We start from the raw sequence: 17,718 nt of genomic DNA on the forward strand, positions 1-17,718 counted from the left end.
GAGGAACCATAACATGAATTATAACGACGATAAGAAACCTGAACTTGAATACACCGATTGGCCAGAACTTTATAAGGTAGTTTTTAAACATAATGCAGTTGGCGCTAAAGTGTTAGACGATATCAAGCGCAACATTATGAAGACAAAGATTGATGCAAATAATATCAGTCCTGAGACAGCTATCTATAAGGTAGCTCAATTAGATGTAATTAGAAGAATTGAAAACCTATTAGAGGAAAAACGTAAATGACAACCACAACTGAAACCACAAACACAACCGTAACCGAAGAAACTAAGGCACCTGTAGAATCTCCTAATTCCTTGTTATCGAATACCGAAACCAATGATAAAACGGAAGAAAGTTCCACTGAAACCAATGAGGTTAAGGAAACAACAGAGGAAGCACCTAAGCTATTAGCAGGTAAGTACAAGACACCGGAAGCTTTAGAGGAAGGTTATAAGAACCTTGTTAAGAAGTTAGCTGAAAAAGGTCCACAACCTCTTGAAGAAATTACACCTGACATTCTTAAAACTGCAATGGATGAAGCCGGATGGGAAGCTTTACCAGCGGATGAAAACCCAGAAGTTTACGAAAAGTTCATTGGTGAATTGAAAGATAAAGGTTTCACTACTCAGGAACAGATTAACAATGTTTTCAAATTAGGTAGCACATGGCTTGCAGAACATGTCGCTAACGTTGGCCCATCTATCGACATTCCAGCCGAACAAGCCGCATTAGAAAAGGAATGGGGAGCGGAATTCAAAGGCAAGGTTGATGCAGTTACGAAGTTTGCTAAAGCCAATCTTGAACCTGATGTATATGAACCATTGGGCAGAACCGCAGCCGGTATGAAGTTCCTTGAATCATATATGAATAGCAATTCTAACGGTGTTTTATCTAACACATTATCTAACGCGGATTCTGCAAACACATTAGAAAGCCTACAGAATGAATTACAGGAAGTTAATAGGAACCCTGATTACCTTAAAAGCAAAAGCTTACAAGCCAAAGCCACTGAATTAGCTACACGAATTGTAGCGATTAAGAAAGGCCGAAGATAATTGCTAAGACGTTCTGCTAAATCAAAAGGCGTATTGTTCCAGAATTGGATTCGTGAAACAATCGTTGATGAATTCGGGATTGAACCGGACGAGATACGAACGGCAGTAGGTGGCGAAACGGGAGCCGATATCAAGCTGATCACCAAGGCAGCTAGGGAGCGGTTCCCCTACACCGTAGAAGCCAAGCGGCAAGAGGGGTACGCCAACGTCTATCGAGCCTATGCCCAGGCGGAAGCCCATAAGCATGAGGGAACGCCTATAGTCGTCCTACGGTCTAACCGGAAGCCTCCCCTTGTCGTCATGTCATGGGAAGATTTCGTAAGGTTGGCCCGCTGATACCCTCCCTTTCGCCATGCCCATGCATCCAAATTCCGCATCCACCTGCCACTTTATCCACAGGCTGAACTTTCTTCTAAGCGATTGATTCAACAGGGTAAAACAGGCTTTTTTTCATGGTGTACATTCGACCCCCACTCCCTTCCGCCACGGTAACCGGTCACGCTGCGGCACTTGGCGCGTTGCGACCTCGTCACGAGGCGTGCGTAGCTTGGTCGCAACCCGAGACGCCGAGCGTCCGGGACCGGAATCTCGATTTTCGTGGAGATGCGACGTGTCGCCAGCCTCGCTGCTGCCGCTACTGACGGCCTGGATGTGGCTCAACCTCGCCGCGGCGGGCTATCTCCTGTTCCAGGCCGGCGCGGGCCAGCGGTTCTGGTTCCTCCTGGTGTCGGCCGCCTCCAGTTGGGTCAGCCTCCACCTCTTCCGGACCTACCTCGCCCGCAGCCGGGACTGAAGCGCGGCGTCTCCGGTCAGGAGACGCCCGGCGGCGTGTGGCGGTGCCATTCGGTCGCCTGTTCGTATGCCCAGCCGATCCGCAGCGCCGTCGCTTCGTCGTAGCCGCGGCAGAGGATCTGCAGCGACGTCGGCAACCCGCCGGCGGTAAAGCCGTTCGGCAGCGAGAGGCCGCACATCTCGACGAAGTTGCCCATGCGCGTCAGCGTCGCCGGCGTCTTTCCCTCGTCGATTCCGGCCACTGGCAGCGCGGCCGAGGTGGTCGTCGGGGTCAGCAGGGCGTCGATACCTTCCATCGCCTCCAGCATGGCCTGCCGCAGGCGCCGCTGCAGCCGCAGGGTCAGGACATAGTCCTGCGCGCTGAAGGACTTCCCGGCGAGCACGCGCTCGCGGACGTGCCGGTCGAGCGCCAGGTTGCCGTGCTCCACCGTCTCGCGCAGGTTGGCATACCCCTCCGAGGCGATGATGGTGGCCACGGGGGCGGCATAGGCGGCGATGTGCAGCGGCAGTTCGATCGGAACGATCGTCGCGCCGAGCGATTCCAGGCGACGGAGCGATTCGTCGTAGTTCGCCAGGACCTCCGGATCGATGCCTTCGCGTTCGGCGGCCGGCAGTGCGGCGAGACGAAGTCCCGCAACGCCGCGGCGCAGGGGCGCCAGCACATCGGCATTGTCGCGCCGCAACGTGTTCGGGTCCTTCGGGTCCGGTCCCTGCAGGGCGTCGAACAGAAGCGCCGCATCCTCGACCGAGCGCGTCATCGGGCCGATGGTGTCGAGCGTCTCGGACAGGGGCAGCACCCCCCAGGTCGAGATCCTGCCGACGGTGGTCTTCAGGCCGACGATGCCGCAGAAGCTGGCCGGGAGCCGCACGGACCCGCCGGTATCCGTGCCGATGGCCGCCGCCGTCAGGCCGGCGGCGACCGCGACACCCGAACCGCAGCTCGACCCGCCCGGAACCCTGTGCTCGTCCATGTCCCACGGGTTCCAGGGCGTTCCCATATGCTGGTTGGTTCCCCAGCCGCCATAGGCGAACTCGACGGTCAGCACCTTGCCGATCACGATCATGCCGGCGGCAATCAGCCGGTGGACGATGGTCGCCGTGACCTGGGAACGCCGGTCGCGCCATGCCGCCGATCCGCCGGTGGTGACGCGGCCTTCCATCTCGACCAGATCCTTGAGCGCGATCGGCACGCCGTGGAGCGGACCGATGCGATGGCCGGACCGGATCGCCTTCTCCGCACCCTCCGCCGCCTGACGCGCCTGATCGGCATAGACGTCGACGAAAGCCCCCAGCTTGCCGTCCAGCGCGCCGATACGATCGAGATACGTCTCGGTGAGCGCCACCGGCGACGCCGCACCGGAGGCGAAGGCCGCCGAGATCTGGTGAATCGGGGCGAACGGCGAGAGGGAAGCTGGCATGCGTACTTCTCCATGGAGAGAGACCGACCGCTCCCGACGCGCGCGGGCCGCGAGAGGCGGATCAACACTGCGTGAATCAGGCGGAAATTCACACATACGAGCGGCAGCTGGTTATTCTGCACCCTCGGAGGACCTTAGCCAATGCGCGGATACCCGACGGTCGGCGTCGACCCGGATCGTGGTCGCAACCAGTCACGGTACGCTGGCCCGGAATGACCGTGCGGCTCAAGAGTCCGCGCTTCCGTGAGATCATCGTCGCCGGCTGTGCGATTGCGCTGGCGGGAGCGACGGGGCTCGGACTTCTCGCATCATGGTGGAGATCAGGCGACCTGGGCTGGCTGCTCGCCCTGGCCGGACAGGCGACGGCGGTGACGGTCTTCATACTGCTCTGGCGGCGGCACGTCCGGGTCGAGGAGGTGCGCGAAAGTCTGCGCCATAGCGAACTTCTGTATGCCGCGCTCTTCGAGACGGTCCAGGAAGGCATATTCCTGACCGACGCCGCCTTCAACGTGGAATTCGTCAACGATCGCCTGCTCGAGATGACCGGCCGCGAGCGTGACGAGGTGATCGGACGCTCGATCGCGACCTTCGTGGACCCCGAAGATCGGGCGTTCGTCGCTGCGCGACTCGCCGCACGCGCCCAGGGAAAACGCGAAAACTACGAGTTGCGGGTCCCGAAGAAGGACGGCGGACACTTCCTCGCGAACATCAGCGCCAGCCCACGGGTGGCAGCGGACGGCACGTTTCGCGGCACGCTGGTGACGGTGGTCGACGCCACGAAACAGGCGATCGCGGACGAGCGCCAGAGCGCGCTGCGCAACGGCGAGCAGCATGCCATCGCGACGGTCGCCCAGATCGCGCTGGAGGACCGCAGCCTGGATCGGCTTTTTCCCGCGGCTGCCCGGGCGACCTTCGACGCGCTCGGGCTCGATCTCTGCAACATTTACAGGATGGCCGCCGACCAGGACAGCCTGGAGATCCAGGCAAGGGTGGGATGGCCCGACGGAGTGCCGGCCCGGCAGTCCGTATCGGCACGCGGCTATTCGCTGTCCGCCCGCGCCCTGGACCAGAGGGAGCCGCTGATCGTCGACGACCTCCGCCGCGACGACAGCCTGAAGAGCGTCGACGACCTGCTGGAGCGCGGCATCCGGTCGAGCCTGGTCGCCGTGATACGCCTGAACGAAGGCGTCTTCGGCGTCATCGGCTGCCATAGCCTTCGACCGTCCCGGTTCTCCAAGGGGGACGCCACCTTCGTCCAGGCAATGGCCTATGTCCTGGCGACGGCGATCAGCCGCTGCAGGGACGCCGAAGCGCTGAAGGACGAGAGGGTAAGGCTCCAGGGCATCCTAGACACGACGGCGGACGCGATCGTAACGCTCGACGGGAGCGGGTGCATCGAGCAGGTCAACGCCGCCGCCGAAACGATATTCGGCCATACCGGGGGCTCGCTCTGCGGCAGCCGCATCTCCCGGATCCTTCCGGAGTGCGACCCGGACTTCGTGGACGGCATGGACGGCCGGGCAACCGGCCTCAACGCCGACACAGTCGGCCTGCGCGCCGACGCGATCCGCTTTCCGGTGGAGCTGTCGGCGGGTGTCGTCAGGCTCGGCGGCGAGCGCCGCGCCATACTGACCATTCGCGACGTTTCACAGCGGCATGCGGCAGAGGACCAGCTCCGCCAGGCGCAGAAAATGGATGCGGTCGGACAGCTCACCGGCGGCATCGCCCATGATTTCAACAATCTCCTGACCGTCATCGTCGGCAATGCCGAACTTCTGGCGGACGCATTGGCCCACGACCGCGGTCTGCACGACATGGCGGATCAGGTGCTGCAGGCGGCGGAGCGCGGCGCCAGCCTGACCCGCCGCCTCCTCGCCTTCTCCCGCAGGCAGACGCTCCAGCCGGCGCGAATCGACCTCCGGGAGACGATGGTCGCTATGACGGACATGCTCCGCCGCACCCTGGGCGGCAATATCGAGATCAGGTTCGACGCCCAGCCCGACCTGTGGTCGACCTCGGTCGACCGGGCCCAGTTCGAGACGGCGGTGCTGAACCTGGCGCTGAATGCCCGGGACGCGATGGCGCAGGGCGGCAGGCTGACGATCACGGCCCGGAATGCCACCATCGCCGAGGACCCGGCGAGACCGCAGGACGAGATCGCACCCGGCGACTATGTCGCCCTCGCCGTGTCCGATACCGGAACGGGCATGAGTCGCGACGTCGCCGCACGGGCGTTCGAGCCGTTCTTCACTACGAAAGACGTCGGCAAGGGCACCGGCCTGGGCTTGAGCATGGTCTACGGCTTCGTCAAGCAGTCCGGCGGACATGTGACGATCGACTCGGCGCCGCAAAGGGGCGCGACAGTGACCATCTACATGCCGCGCGCCCGGTCCGCCGAACAGCCGGAGCGCGAACGGCCCGGCCCGTCCGGCGACGCCGCCGGCAGCGGCGAAACCGTCCTCGTGGTCGAAGACGATCCGGGCGTCCGGCGGCAGGCGGTCGACAAGCTCGTCGCGCTGGGCTACCGGGTCATCGAGGCGTCGGACGGCAACGCCGCTCTCCAGCGCCTCGCGGCCGACGATCCGATCGATCTTCTGTTCACCGACCTGGTGATGCCGGGCGGCGTCAGCGGGCTCGCGGTCGCACGGCGCGCGCGCGATCTGCGCCCGACCCTTCCCGTTCTCTTCACGTCCGGCTATCCGACCAGCACCATTGCCGACGCCACGGGGGAAGAACCGAACGTTGCGGTGCTGCTCAAGCCCTATCGGAAAGCCGAGCTGGCACGCCTGATCCGCGATGCTCTCGACGGACGTCTTTCGCAAACCGCGCACGTCGACGCCTGAACCGCATCGCCGACGCAGACGGTCGTGGCCATGGTGGGTTGCCCCTGTGAGACCCGCAGCTTCCTGCTAAAACGGCGCATGATCAGCGCGCAGAGCATCAAGCCCCCGCCCCACCCGCACTCCGCCAAACCGGCCCCCACCCGGCGCATCCAGTTGCGGACGCTCGTCCTGATCCGGTGGATCGCCATCGCCGGCCAAGCGCTGACGCTGCTCCTCGTCGACCTGGGCCTCGACTTCGACGTGCCGCTCGTCCCGGCGCTCGGCATCGTCGGCGCGTCGGTGGCGATGAACCTTGCGGTCATCCTGCGCTTCGGCAACGGCGGGCGGCTGGGCGAGCGGGCGGCGACCTGGCACCTCGCCTTCGACGTGCTGCAACTTGCTGCCCTCCTCTATCTGACGGGCGGATTGCGCAATCCCTTCTGCCCCCTGCTGCTGGCGCCGGTGACGGTTTCGGCCAGCATCCTGTCGGGCCGGAGTACGATCGCCCTCTGCGCGCTCGCGATCGCGGCCGCGTCGCTGCTCGCCGTCGAACACTGGCCGCTGCCCTGGGACGGTCCGCCGCCGGAACTGCCGCTGCCCTACGTGACCGGAGTGTGGGCGGCGCTCGTCTGCGGGATCGGTTTCATCGCGACCTACGTCGCGCGCGTTGCGACGGACGCCCGGCGCATGTCGGACGCCCTGGCCGCCACGCAGCTCGCCCTGTCCCGCGAACAGCGCGTATCGTCGCTCGGGACGCTGGCGGCTGCGGCTGCACACGAACTGGGCACGCCGCTCGCGACCATCGCCGTCGTCGCCCGCGAACTCGCGAGCGACCTGCCGGAGGACAGCCCGCAACGCGAGGATGCGGAACTGCTCCTCAGCCAGACGGCGCGCTGCCGCGACATCCTCGCCGAACTGGCGCGACGCCCCGACACGGCCGAGACGTTCCTGCGCATGGCGCTGGGCGACCTGATCGAGGAGGCCGCCGCACCGCATCGCCGGCCGGACGTGGAACTCGCGGTGCTGCGCGAGACGCCGGACGATTCGCCCGAACCGCATCTGGCCCGCACACCCGAAATCGTCCACGGATTGGGAAACTTCCTCGCCAATGCACAACAATTCGCCTACAGCGAGGTGACGGTCGACGTGACCTGGACCGCGCGAGAGGTGACCGTGCGCATCGCGGACGACGGCCCGGGCTTTCCGCTTCAGCTCCTCGGCCGGCTGGGCGAACCGTATCTTTCCAGCCGCAGCGGCGATACCGAGCATATGGGCCTGGGCATCTTCATCGCGCAGACCTTGCTGGAGCGGACCGGAGCGCGGGTCTCGTTCACGAACGCGCCCGAAGGCGGGGCGGAAGTTGCGGTCACGTGGCCGCGCGCCATATTCGATACATCGAACGAGGGGGGATGATGCAGGACGCCGCCACTCACGGGGAAAAGGCCCGCACGCTGCTGATCGTCGAGGACGATCAGGTCTTTCTCACGCGCCTGGCACGCGCGATGGAACGGCGCGGCTTCACCGTCCGCACCGCGGAGAGCGTCGCCGACGGCGTGGTCGCGGCGCGGGAGGACGCGCCGAATTTTGCGATCGTCGATCTGCGGCTCGGCGACGGCAGCGGCCTCGACGTCGTCACCACGCTGCGGGAGGTGAAGCCCGACATCCGCATCATCGTCCTGACCGGCTACGGCAACATCGCCACCGCCGTCGCGGCCGTGAAGGCCGGTGCGGTCGACTATCTCAGCAAGCCGGCCGACGCCGACGCCATCGAGGCGGCGCTGCTGCAGAAGACGGACGGCCCGCCGCCGACGCCCGAACGGCCGATGTCCGCCGACCGCGTACGCTGGGAACACATCCAGCGCGTGTTCGAGCAGTGCGACCGCAACGTCTCTGAGACGGCACGCCAGCTTCGCATGCACCGGCGCACGCTCCAGCGCATCCTCGCCAAGCATGCGCCCCGCGAATGACGCTTGCACGACGGGCCGGCTGACGCGGTCCGTTCCGCGGCGATGATCGCGCGTTTCTTCAGGCCAGCCTCCAGGCATGGTCGCCGCCGCCCGCAATACGCGCTGCCGCCCGGCACGCGGGTCTACGCGGTCGGCGACATCCACGGCCGGGCCGACCTGCTCGCCCGGCTGCACGCGCTGATCCGCCGCGACGCCGCCGCATCCGCAGCGGAGCGCAACGTCCTCATCCATGTCGGCGACTATGTCGACCGCGGCCTGCAGTCCCGCCAGGTCCTGGAGATGCTGGCGGGCGATGCGATGCCCGCCTTCGAACGCGTCGACCTGATCGGCAACCACGACGCCTGGATGCTGAGATTCCTCGACGACCCTGCCATCGCACCGGCCTGGCTGGCCAACGGCGGGCTGGAGACGCTCCTGAGCTACGGCGTGGGGCGGGCGGCGGACGCCGCGCCGGACGAACGGCATGCCCGGATGAGCCGCGACCTCGCGGCCGCCCTGCCGGCAGCGCATCTCGACTTCCTGCGCAACCTGCAACGGACGCACCGCGAGGGAGACTATGTCTTCGTCCATGCCGGCATCCGCCCTGGCGTCGCACTCGACGATCAGGAGCCGGACGACCTGCTCTGGATCCGCGAGCCGTTCCTCGATGACGATCGCGACCACGGCCTCGTCGTGGTGCACGGCCACACCATCGCCGAGAGACCCGAAGTCTTCGACAACCGCATCGGCATCGATACCGGCGCCTTCGCCACCGGGCGACTGACCTGTCTGGTGCTGGAGGGCGCCGACCACCGCTTCCTGCAAACCTGAGCGACCTTCCTCACCCTTCCGGATCGAGCAATCGGTGCAGCCGACCGCTCGCCGACAGCGCGAAGCGCAGCAGCAGGTGGCGCCGCCGCGCCGGCGCCAGACGAAGCGACGGCGACACCCGCAGGATCGCCCCGTCCCAGGCGTCGGCGACGATCAGCCCGCAGCTGTCGGGCACCAGCTCCTGCGGAAAATCGGCCGGCACGGCGAAATAGAAGGCGTCGCACCACTCCAGATACTCCGGCCACTTCCCGTCGCCGCGGAAGTCGACGATCGACGTCTTCACCTCCACCGCGATCATCGTCCCGTCGCTCGCCAGCGCGAACAGGTCGACGCGCCGGCCGGTGCGGAGCGAAAACTCCTGGACGACCCCGTACCCCATCGCCCGCAGTAGTCGCCCGGTGCCGCGCGTGACCTGCAGTGTGCGCTCCGGCGCGGTGCTGCCGTCGAGCATCGTCCGCCGCCCGTGTTTCCTGTTTGTTCCAGATGCTCATCCTCTGCAAACGGGACGCCGGAGTCAACCGGCGGCACCCGCCGGTCCGCGACGCGCCGCCTCGCCCACGCCACCCGCTTCCGCCGTTTCCCGTGCATGGCGGAGGTCCGCGACGAGGTCGCCATAGGCGCGCTCGCGGGCGTCGGACGGGCCGCGCAGGATGGCGGAGGGGTGGAGCGTGGCGAGGACGGGGTAGCCGCCCTCCGCCTTCAGGACCTGCCCCCGGCTCTTCGTGACGCGGAAACCCGTGCCCAGCAAGGCCTGGGCCGCCGTCGCACCGAGGCAGACCACCAGCGTCGGCGAGACCGCCGCGATCTCCGCCCCAAGCCACGGCGCGCAGGCCCGGATTTCGTAGGACGACGGCTTGCTGTGTATGCGCCGCTTGCCGCGCGGCACCCATTTGAAGTGCTTCACCGCATTGGTGACGTAGGTTCCCGACCGGTCGATGCCGGCATCGGCGAGGGCCCGGTCGAGCAGCTTTCCCGCGGGGCCGACGAAGGGCCGCCCCTGGAGGTCCTCCTGGTCGCCAGGCTGCTCGCCCACGAGCATCAGAAGCGCGCCGCCGGCGCCTTCGCCGAAGACCGTCTGCGTGCCGCGCTCGTAGAGATCGCAGCCCCTGCAGCCCGCCGCCGCCTTGCGCAGCCGCGGCATCGTCGGGTTCTCTGGGATGAAGTCCGCCGCACTCTCGGCCATTTCGCCTCTCCCGTCGTGTCGCTGGACGAAACACGCGGCAGGCTCGGCCGGTTCTCAGCGCGGGCGGCGCACGAAGGAGAGGTAGATCGGCTTGCGGCCCGTGATCGCCTTCTGCTCGTAGCGGGTCGGCGGCCAGTCGGCCGGCCGCTCGCGCCAGTCGCCCGGCCGCCTCGCCGTCCATTCGAACGCCGGATGCCGCAGGGTGTGCTCCAGCATCCAGCGCAGATAACCCATGTCGTCGGTCGCCAGGCGCAGTTCCGCGCCGTCGCGCATCAGCACGGCGAGCCGGTCGAGCGTCGCCGTCGAGACGATGCGGCGCTCGTGGTGGCGCGTCTTCGGCCAGGGGTCGGCGAACAGGATGAAGACACGCGACAGGCTGCCCGGCGTCAGGCGGTCGAGCAACGGGCGCACGTCGTCCGCGTGGATGCGCACGTTCGGTCGCGGTCGCTCGTCGAGATAGGAGAGCAGCCGCCCAACCCCGGAGAGGAACGGCTCGGCGCCGATGATGCCGACATCCGGGTTCGCGTCGGCCTGCCAGACCAGGTGCTCGCCGTTGCCGAAGCCGATTTCGAGCCACACCTCGCGCGGCGCGGGATCGAAGAGCGAGGCCGGCTCGAACGGCCCCTCGCCTTCCGGCATCGACAGCGCAGGCAGCATCGTGTCGAGCAGCGACTGGCGCGTCGGACGAAGCGGGCGGCCCTTGCGGCGGCCATAGAAGCGATGCTTTGGGGCGTCTGTCATTCCGCGCCGTCGGAGGGCCGGTGCCCTGCCGGAAAAGAAAGATCGCCGGCATGACCGGCGATCGAACAAAAGCCGCGTCGGGGCGGCAGGTCCGGCCCCGGCCTTGCGGCCGGAGCCTTACGCCGGGTCAGAGCCCGAGCATGCCCTTGGAGATGATGTTGTGCTGGATCTCGTTGGAGCCGGCGAAGATCGAGTGCTTGCGATCGTTGAAATAGTGCGCCGCCAGCGCGTTCGCGTAATCCGGACCCACGGGCTCCTCGTTCCAGCCTTCCTTCAGCGCCTTCAGCTCGAACGGCACGCCGTAATAGCCGATCGCCTCCATCTTCAGTTCGGAGAGGCGCTGCTGGATCTCGCTGCGGCGAATCTTGATCATCGACGCCTCGAAGCCCATCTCGCGGTCCGCCGAGACGGCCGCCAGTTGGCGCAGCATCAGCATCTCCAGCGTCTGCAGCTCGATCTCGACCTCTGCGACCTTGCGCGCGAAGGCCGGGCTCTCGCTCAGCGGCGCGCCGTCGACGGTCTCCTCCGACGAGACCTTCTTCAATTCGGCGAGCAGGCGCTTTTGGCCGCCAAGGGCGCCGCCGCCCATGCGCTCGTGGCCGAGCAGGTACTTGGCGACCGTCCAGCCCTTGTCGATCTCGCCGACCAGGTTCTCCCTCGGCACCTTGACGTTGTCGAAGAAGACCTCGTTGACCTCGTGGCTGCCCTCGATGGTGATCAGCGGCCGCACCGTCACGCCGGGGGTCTTCATGTCGATCAGCAGGAAGGAGATGCCCTCCTGCCGCTTACCCTCGTTGTTGGTCCGCACGAGGCAGAAGATCCAGTCGGCCATGTGCGCCGACGTCGTCCAGGTCTTCTGGCCGTTGATCAGGAAATGGTCGTCATGCACCTCGCAGCGCGTCTTCAGCGACGCGAGGTCGGAGCCGGAGCCGGGCTCGGAATAGCCCTGGCAGAAGATGATGTCGCCGGAGAGGATCTTCGGCAGGAACTCCTGCTTCTGCGCGTCGGTGCCGAAGCGCATCAGCACGGGGCCGCACATGGTGATGCCGAAGGCGATCAGCCGCGGCGCACCGGCGAGGGAGGCCTCCTCGTCGTAGATGTACTTCTGCGTCACGGTCCAGCCGGGGCCGCCATGTTCCTTCGGCCAGTTCGGCGCGACCCAGCCCTGCGCGTGCAGCGTCCGGTGCCAATGCATGATCTCGGGCCGTGTGAGCTCGTAGCCCTTCTTCACCTTTTCCGCCGTGGACGCCGGCAGCTTCGCCTTTAGAAAGGCGCGCGCCTCGGCGCGGAAGGCCTCGTCCTGAGGGTCGAATGACAAATCCATGGCGGTGCCTCCCGGCTGCTGTCTCTGGTCCGAACTCCTGAAGCGGAGGCTAGGCGGGACCCTGCCCCTTTTCAAGCGGACGTTGCCGCCGATGGCGGCGCACCGCTATCGTCGGCGTCTCGCACACCCGCCGATGGAAGCTGTCGCCGATGTCGCCACGCCTGCCCGACGTCCCGGGGCTGCCACGGGACGAAGACGGCCCCGTCTTCCGCGAGCCGTGGGAGGCCCAGGCGTTCGCGATGACGGTGAAGCTGCACGAGGCCGGCGCCTTCACCTGGCCCGAGTGGGCGACGACACTCGCCGCAGAGATCGAGGCCGCCGTCCGACGCGGCGACCCCGATACCGGCGAGACCTACTATCTGCACTGGCTGGCGGCGCTGGAGCGGATTGTCATCGAGAAGCGGATCGCATCGCACGACATCCTCGCCCGCCGCAGACACGCCTGGGAAAGGGCCGCCGCCCGCACACCGCACGGCAGCCCGATCGTACTCAGACCCGAGGATGAGCCCTAGAGGCTCAGGTCAGTTCCTCGTTCACCAGCGAGATGATCTCGGCGGTGAAATCGGCATTCTCGTTGTCCAGTTTCTGCCAGAGAGGCTGGAAGACGCCCTTGTCGTGCTCGTCCATCTCCTCCGTATCGACGCCCTTATCGGCGAGATGGCGCAGACAGCCGTCCGACGCATAGGCGAAGATCTTGCCGGTGCTGCGGATCGTCACGTCCAGCTGCAGGCAGGACCCGCTGCCGTTCGCCTCCGCCAGCGTGCACCAGCGCACCTTCTCCAGGTCGCCGAGCGCGCAGCCGACCAGCTTCTCGGTGTTGGCGGCGTCCTTGAGCACCAGGTTCTCGTCCTGCACCAGCGCGGCGTCCCATGTCGCGACCGGCGGTCCCTTCCAGTCGCTCTCGGCCGCGGCGACGAAGATTGCGTAGGTGGTCATGGATTTCTCCTTACACGCGGCAGGAACGAAGGCAACCGGCGTTGTGCCCGGTCATTCTTCCGGACTATGTCGTAGCGGTGTCCGACGAGCGGAACCCTAAATCCAAGAATTTCCGCAATTCGCTTGGGTGGAACCGTCGCATACAGTGACGCGCGCGTTGACTTCGTGGCAACGAACGGCCATCTCAGGAGGCGAGGCCAACGACCTCGTCTCTACGCTCCGCGCGCCAGCCGCCTTCCGAGCAGGCCATCGCGCGACCCGCCACCGGTCCTCAGGGATCTGCCGTGGCGGGTATGCACGGGCCGTTAATCGTTCCTCGCTGTCCATCACCGCGCAGCACCCGGGGCACAGCCCGCGGGCGCGGCTGCGCACGCATTGAAAGAGTCTCCACCGTATGACGTCGTTTACCGATCTCGGTCTGATCGAACCCCTCCTCCGTGCCGTCGCCTCCGAAGGTTACGAGACCCCGACCCCGATCCAGGTCGGCGCAATTCCGCCGCTCGCCGAAGGCCGCGACCTGCTGGGTATCGCCCAGACGGGCACCGGCAAGACCGCCGCCTTCGTCCTGCCGATCCTGCAGCGCCTCGCCGCCGGCAACGTCCGGCCGAAGTCCCGCACCATCCGGGCCCTCGTGCTGACCCCAACGCGCGAACTGGCGGTGCAGATCGCCGATTCCGCCCGCAGCTACGGCCGCAACCTGAAGCTGACCCGCGCCACCATCTTCGGCGGCGTCGGCCAGAACCCGCAGACCCAGGCGCTGGCGCGCGGCGTCGACCTGGTCGTCGCGACCCCCGGCCGCCTGCTCGACCTGATGGAGCAGGGTCACCTGCGCCTCGACGCCGTCGAGCATTTCGTCCTCGACGAGGCCGACCGGATGCTGGACATGGGCTTCCTGCCCGCCGTGCGGCGCATCGTCGCCGCCCTGCCGACCGACCGGCAGACCGCGTTGTTCTCCGCCACCATGCCGACCGAGATCGAGAAGTTGGCCGGCGGCCTGCTGCGCGATCCGGCCCGCGTCGCGGTGACGCCCGTGTCGTCGACCGTCGACCGCATCAATCAGCGCGTGCTCTTCGTCGAGAAGACGAACAAGCGCGCCCTGCTGGCCGACCTGCTGCGCGATCGCGGCATCGCGCGCGCGCTCGTCTTCACCCGCACCAAGCACGGCGCCAACAAAGTCGCCGAGCAGCTGGCGAAGGGCGGCGTCCGCGCCGACGCGATTCACGGCAACAAGTCGCAGAACGCCCGGCAGCGGGCGCTCGACGGCTTCCGCTCCGGCGATCTGCGGGTGCTGGTCGCGACCGACATCGCGGCACGCGGCATCGACGTCGACGGCGTCACGCACGTCATCAACTTCGACCTGCCGAACGAGCCGGAAAGCTATGTCCATCGGATCGGCCGCACGGCCCGTGCCGGTGCCGACGGCGCGGCGATTTCCTTCTGCGACAGCGAGGAAGCCCCCTGGCTGCGCGACATCGAGAAGGTGATCGGCAAGCAGGTGCCCGTCGACCCGGCGCATCCCTGGCACGACGAAGCGGCCGCCGCAGCGGTAACGTCTCGGCGCAAGCCGGCCGGCCGGCCGGGTCAGGCGCCGGGTGGCGCCGGTCGCGGACGGCGCAGCGGCGGCAGCGGCAACGGCGGCGGCTTCAACGGCGGCGGGCGCCGCCGCGCCGCCTGACGGGCCACTGCGGGACCGACCTCATGCTTCGAGACGGCCGCTCGCGCGGCCTCCTCAGCCCGAGGCCTTCTATGGCAAACGAGTAGGAAAAAACCGTCCTGAGGCGGCCCGCAGGGCCATCTCGAAGGGCGGGCCTTTCCGCCCCCACGCGCGCTACGCCAGCGACTTCGAGACGATCTCGTAGACGTCGCGCGACAGCTTCGGCACGGCGAGGATCCGCTCCAGTTCGGCGCGCATCTTCGCCTGCCTGTCCTTGTCGAACTTCTTCAAGCGGCGCATTGGCGCCACCATCCGCGCCGCCACCTGCGGGTTGAGCGTGTCGAGCTCGATCACCTTGTCGGCCAGGAAGGCATAGCCAGAGCCGTCCTTGGCGTGGAAGCGAATGGCATTCCCGCTGGCGAACGCGCCGATCAGGGCGCGCACCTTGTTCGGATTCTTGATCGAGAAGGCCTTGTGGCCGGTCAGTTCCTTGACCCTGTCGAGGGTACCCGGCAGCGCCGACATCGCCTCCAGGCCCAGCCATTTGTCGATGACCAGCCCGTTCTTCTCGAACCTCGCGTAGAAGTCGTCGAGCGTCTTCCGGCGTGCTGGCACGTCGAGATCGTTGAGCGCCGCCAGCGCCGCCATGCGGTCGGTCATGTTGTCGGCGCCGTCATACTGTTCGGTCGCGAGGTCGATCATCGCCTCGTCGCCCAGCGCCGTCAGATAGCCGAGTGCCGCGTTCTTCAGCGCCCGGCGGCCCGCCGCCTCCGGTTCGAAAGCATAGGGTCGGTTGCTCCGGTTGCCGCGATAGATCACCAGCAGGTCGTGGGTCAGGCGCGTGGCGATGGCCCGGCGCAGGGCCTGGCGGGCCTTGTGGATTGCGTCGACGTCGGCCACCGCCATCTGCTCGGCCAGGAAGTCCTCGCTCGGCAGCACCAGCATCTGCGCCATGAAGCTGCGATCGGGGTCCTCCTCGCGCAGGCCGGCGTGGATCGCGTCGACGAAACGCGAGTCGGCCTCCGGCTCCCTGCCGGCGCGGGCCTCCTCGACCATCTTCAGCAGAAGCTTCGTCGCATAGCGCTGACCCGCTTCCCACCGGTTGAACCGGTCGGGGTCGCTGGCCATCAGGAAGGCCAGATCCTCGTCGGAATAGGCGAGGTCGATCCGCACGGGCGCGGAGAAGGCGCGGTTCACCGACGGCACCGGCCGTCCAACCACCCCCAGGAAACGGAAGGTTTGCCTATCTTCGGTAAGCTCGACGACGCGGGTATAGGCCTCCTTGCCGACGCTCTCGCCCTCGAAGCGCAGCGGCATCTCCCGGCCGCGCCGGTCCATCAGCCCCACCGCGAGCGGAATGTGCAGCGGCTCCTTCGTCGGCTGGCCGGGCGTCGGCTTGGTCTCCTGCGTGACCGTCATCTCGTAGGCGCGGGCGAGGTCGTCGTATTTGCCGGTGACCGTGACCGTCGGCGTGCCCGCCTGGCTGTACCAGCGGCGGAAAAGGGTCAGCTTCTGGTCGTTGGCGTCCTCCATCGCGGCGACGAAGTCGTCGCAGGTGACCGCCTGCCCGTCGTGCCGTTCGAAATAGAGGTCCATGCCTTTGCGGAAGCCGTCGCGGCCGAGCAGCGTGTGCATCATCCGGATGACTTCGGCGCCCTTGTCGTAGACCGTGGGCGTGTAGAAGTTGTTGATTTCGATATATTCCGCCGGGCGCACGGGGTGTGCCGTCGGACCCGCGTCCTCGGGAAACTGCCGGGCGCGCAGCGAGCGCACCTGGTTGATCCGTTCCACCGCCGGCGAGCGGGTCGTCTCGGAGAACTGCTGGTCGCGGAAGACGGTAAGGCCTTCCTTCAGGCTCAGTTGGAACCAGTCGCGGCAGGTGACCCGGTTGCCGGTCCAGTTGTGGAAATATTCGTGCGCGACGATGGTGTCGATGAAGCTGTAGTCGGCGTCGGTCGCCGTCTCGGGGTCGGCCAGGATGTACTTGGCGTTGAAGACGTTGAGGCTCTTGTTCTCCATCGCGCCCATGTTGAAGTCGCTGACGGCGACGATGCTGAACTGGTCGAGGTCGTAGGCGAGGCCGTACGTCTCCTCGTCCCAGCGCATCGAGCGCTTGAGCGCGTCCATGGCGAAGCCGCAGCGCCCCTCGTTGCCGTGCTCGACGAAGATGCGCAGCTTCACCTCACGGCCGGTCTCGGTGGTGAAGTCGTCCTCGACCTTGGCGAGGTCGCCGGCCACCAGCGCGAACAGGTATGACGGCTTCGGGTAGGGATCTTCCCAGACGGCCTCGTGCCGGCCCTCGGGGAGTTCCTTCTCGGCGACGAGGTTGCCGTTCGACAGGAGGAACGGGCACGCCTCCTTCTCGGCCCGGATCGTCACGCGATACTTCGCCATCACGTCGGGCCGGTCGGGGAAATAGGTGATCCGCCGGAACCCCTCGGCCTCGCACTGGGTGGTGTAGACGCCGCTGGAGCGGTAGAGACCCTCCAGGCGCGTGTTGTCCTCCGGGGCGATCTCCGTGACGACGGTGAGTTCGAAGTCGTCGGGCACGTCGGCGACGGTCAGCGTCTCGTCGCCGACCACGTAGTCCGCCTTCTCCAGCGCACGTCCGTCGAGCGCGACCGAGATGAGCTTCATGTCCTCGCCATCCAGGACCAGAGGGCGCTTCTCGTCCTTCTTGTGCGCTGGATTGCGCCGGAACGCGGACTTCGCGGTGACGCGTGTCGCCTTCGGTTCGAGATCGAACGTGAGGTCGATCGTCTCGACGAGGAAGTCCGGCGCGCGATAGTCCGCGAGACGGATCGTCTTCGGCGTTTCGGCAGCCATCGGTCGCCTCCGGTTGGCGTTTTGCTGGAGCGTTTCGAAGCGAAAGTAACCCTCATGGTAGGTGGGCCGAAAGGTCTCTGTTGGACATCCGGGCGGAGCGGCGCTGCCATTCCCGCCGCCCCCCTCCGTCCGGCTTCCCCGTTTTGGAACGTGCGACGGTCGAAACGCGTTCCGGATCGGCGA

The 17,718-nt window shown here is 66.3% G+C and carries 16 protein-coding genes; 9 read left to right on the top strand and 7 right to left on the bottom strand.

All coding sequences use genetic code 11. The annotated features are described in order from the left end of the window. Positions 1-13 precede the first annotated feature (13 nt). From ABIE65_RS10150 to ABIE65_RS10160, 3 genes are all read left to right on the top strand, one after another. The gene (locus ABIE65_RS10150; protein WP_354077477.1) at positions 14-250 is read left to right on the top strand and encodes a hypothetical protein; all 237 of its coding nucleotides are present in this window, start codon (positions 14-16) and stop codon (positions 248-250) included. Further along, on the top strand, positions 247-1,062 hold the full coding sequence (locus ABIE65_RS10155; RefSeq protein ID WP_354077478.1) for a capsid assembly protein: 816 nt from the start codon (positions 247-249) through the stop codon (positions 1,060-1,062). Before ABIE65_RS10150 ends, ABIE65_RS10155 begins: the two co-directional genes overlap by 4 nt. A gap of 610 nt (positions 1,063-1,672) precedes the next feature. Then, the gene (locus ABIE65_RS10160) at positions 1,673-1,855 is read left to right on the top strand and encodes a hypothetical protein (RefSeq protein ID WP_354077479.1); all 183 of its coding nucleotides are present in this window, start codon (positions 1,673-1,675) and stop codon (positions 1,853-1,855) included. A 16-nt stretch (positions 1,856-1,871) separates the two neighbouring features. Here the strand turns inward: ABIE65_RS10160 and ABIE65_RS10165 are convergent, their stop codons facing one another. Next, a complete protein-coding gene (locus ABIE65_RS10165) occupies positions 1,872-3,272 on the bottom strand; it encodes an amidase (RefSeq protein WP_354077480.1) in 1,401 nt (466 codons plus the stop codon). 218 nt (positions 3,273-3,490) lie between these two features. On the opposite strand from ABIE65_RS10165, the gene ABIE65_RS10170 reads away from it, so the two are divergent. The 4 genes from ABIE65_RS10170 to ABIE65_RS10185 all read left to right on the top strand — a co-directional run bounded on the left by ABIE65_RS10170 (position 3,491) and on the right by ABIE65_RS10185 (position 8,871). Continuing rightward, positions 3,491-6,115, top strand: coding sequence for a PAS domain S-box protein (locus tag ABIE65_RS10170; protein WP_354077481.1), 2,625 nt, complete (start codon positions 3,491-3,493; stop codon positions 6,113-6,115). 78 nt (positions 6,116-6,193) lie between these two features. After that, on the top strand, positions 6,194-7,507 hold the full coding sequence (locus ABIE65_RS10175; protein ID WP_354077482.1) for an ActS/PrrB/RegB family redox-sensitive histidine kinase: 1,314 nt from the start codon (positions 6,194-6,196) through the stop codon (positions 7,505-7,507). Beyond that, on the top strand, positions 7,504-8,061 hold the full coding sequence (locus ABIE65_RS10180) for an ActR/PrrA/RegA family redox response regulator transcription factor (protein WP_354077483.1): 558 nt from the start codon (positions 7,504-7,506) through the stop codon (positions 8,059-8,061). Before ABIE65_RS10175 ends, ABIE65_RS10180 begins: the two co-directional genes overlap by 4 nt. A gap of 42 nt (positions 8,062-8,103) precedes the next feature. Continuing rightward, positions 8,104-8,871: a metallophosphoesterase gene (locus ABIE65_RS10185; RefSeq protein ID WP_354077484.1), complete on the top strand. Its 768-nt coding sequence runs from the start codon at positions 8,104-8,106 to the stop codon at positions 8,869-8,871. 10 nt (positions 8,872-8,881) lie between these two features. Here the strand turns inward: ABIE65_RS10185 and ABIE65_RS10190 are convergent, their stop codons facing one another. The 4 genes from ABIE65_RS10190 to ABIE65_RS10205 all read right to left on the bottom strand — a co-directional run bounded on the left by ABIE65_RS10190 (position 8,882) and on the right by ABIE65_RS10205 (position 12,119). Then, positions 8,882-9,322, bottom strand: a complete 441-nt coding sequence (locus tag ABIE65_RS10190) for an MmcB family DNA repair protein (protein WP_354077485.1) — start codon at positions 9,320-9,322, stop codon at positions 8,882-8,884. A 63-nt stretch (positions 9,323-9,385) separates the two neighbouring features. Further along, positions 9,386-10,054 carry a UdgX family uracil-DNA binding protein gene (locus tag ABIE65_RS10195; RefSeq protein WP_354077486.1) on the bottom strand — a complete coding sequence of 223 codons (669 nt, stop codon included), beginning with the start codon at positions 10,052-10,054 and terminating at the stop codon, positions 9,386-9,388. 54 nt (positions 10,055-10,108) lie between these two features. Then, entirely contained in the window at positions 10,109-10,795 is a 687-nt protein-coding gene (trmB, locus tag ABIE65_RS10200; protein ID WP_354077487.1) for a tRNA (guanine(46)-N(7))-methyltransferase TrmB, read from the bottom strand. Between the two features lie 127 nt (positions 10,796-10,922). Further along, entirely contained in the window at positions 10,923-12,119 is a 1,197-nt protein-coding gene (locus ABIE65_RS10205; RefSeq protein WP_354077488.1) for an acyl-CoA dehydrogenase family protein, read from the bottom strand. Positions 12,120-12,268: 149 nt separating this feature from the next. Here ABIE65_RS10205 and ABIE65_RS10210 point away from each other — a divergent pair, with 149 nt between their 5' ends. Beyond that, complete coding sequence (locus ABIE65_RS10210) at positions 12,269-12,631, top strand: nitrile hydratase accessory protein (protein WP_354077489.1); 363 nt, start codon at positions 12,269-12,271, stop codon at positions 12,629-12,631. A 4-nt stretch (positions 12,632-12,635) separates the two neighbouring features. Here the strand turns inward: ABIE65_RS10210 and ABIE65_RS10215 are convergent, their stop codons facing one another. Then, a complete protein-coding gene (locus tag ABIE65_RS10215) occupies positions 12,636-13,055 on the bottom strand; it encodes a hypothetical protein (protein WP_354077490.1) in 420 nt (139 codons plus the stop codon). Between the two features lie 394 nt (positions 13,056-13,449). Here ABIE65_RS10215 and ABIE65_RS10220 point away from each other — a divergent pair, with 394 nt between their 5' ends. Next, complete coding sequence (locus tag ABIE65_RS10220; protein ID WP_354077491.1) at positions 13,450-14,730, top strand: DEAD/DEAH box helicase; 1,281 nt, start codon at positions 13,450-13,452, stop codon at positions 14,728-14,730. Positions 14,731-14,883: 153 nt separating this feature from the next. Here ABIE65_RS10220 and pepN read toward each other — a convergent pair whose 3' ends face one another. Beyond that, positions 14,884-17,535: an aminopeptidase N gene (gene pepN / locus ABIE65_RS10225; protein WP_354077492.1), complete on the bottom strand. Its 2,652-nt coding sequence runs from the start codon at positions 17,533-17,535 to the stop codon at positions 14,884-14,886. Between the last annotated feature and the right edge of the window lie 183 nt (positions 17,536-17,718).

The sequence above is a fragment of the Constrictibacter sp. MBR-5 genome, from assembly GCF_040549485.1.
GTDB lineage: Bacteria > Pseudomonadota > Alphaproteobacteria > JAJUGE01 > JAJUGE01 > Constrictibacter.

Bases quoted from the DNA above. Each gene is read 5' to 3' on its own strand.
- ABIE65_RS10150 (WP_354077477.1), top strand. From the start codon at position 14: ATGAATTATAACGACGATAAGAAACCTGAACTTGAATACACCGATTGG.
- ABIE65_RS10155 (WP_354077478.1), top strand. From the start codon at position 247: ATGACAACCACAACTGAAACCACAAACACAACCGTAACCGAAGAAACT.
- ABIE65_RS10165 (WP_354077480.1), bottom strand. From the start codon at position 3,272: ATGCCAGCTTCCCTCTCGCCGTTCGCCCCGATTCACCAGATCTCGGCG.
- ABIE65_RS10175 (WP_354077482.1), top strand. From the start codon at position 6,194: ATGATCAGCGCGCAGAGCATCAAGCCCCCGCCCCACCCGCACTCCGCC.
- ABIE65_RS10180 (WP_354077483.1), top strand. From the start codon at position 7,504: ATGATGCAGGACGCCGCCACTCACGGGGAAAAGGCCCGCACGCTGCTG.
- ABIE65_RS10185 (WP_354077484.1), top strand. From the start codon at position 8,104: ATGATCGCGCGTTTCTTCAGGCCAGCCTCCAGGCATGGTCGCCGCCGC.
- ABIE65_RS10190 (WP_354077485.1), bottom strand. From the start codon at position 9,322: ATGCTCGACGGCAGCACCGCGCCGGAGCGCACACTGCAGGTCACGCGC.
- ABIE65_RS10195 (WP_354077486.1), bottom strand. From the start codon at position 10,054: ATGGCCGAGAGTGCGGCGGACTTCATCCCAGAGAACCCGACGATGCCG.
- trmB (WP_354077487.1), bottom strand. From the start codon at position 10,795: ATGACAGACGCCCCAAAGCATCGCTTCTATGGCCGCCGCAAGGGCCGC.
- ABIE65_RS10205 (WP_354077488.1), bottom strand. From the start codon at position 12,119: ATGGATTTGTCATTCGACCCTCAGGACGAGGCCTTCCGCGCCGAGGCG.
- ABIE65_RS10210 (WP_354077489.1), top strand. From the start codon at position 12,269: ATGTCGCCACGCCTGCCCGACGTCCCGGGGCTGCCACGGGACGAAGAC.
- ABIE65_RS10215 (WP_354077490.1), bottom strand. From the start codon at position 13,055: ATGACCACCTACGCAATCTTCGTCGCCGCGGCCGAGAGCGACTGGAAG.
- ABIE65_RS10220 (WP_354077491.1), top strand. From the start codon at position 13,450: ATGACGTCGTTTACCGATCTCGGTCTGATCGAACCCCTCCTCCGTGCC.
- pepN (WP_354077492.1), bottom strand. From the start codon at position 17,535: ATGGCTGCCGAAACGCCGAAGACGATCCGTCTCGCGGACTATCGCGCG.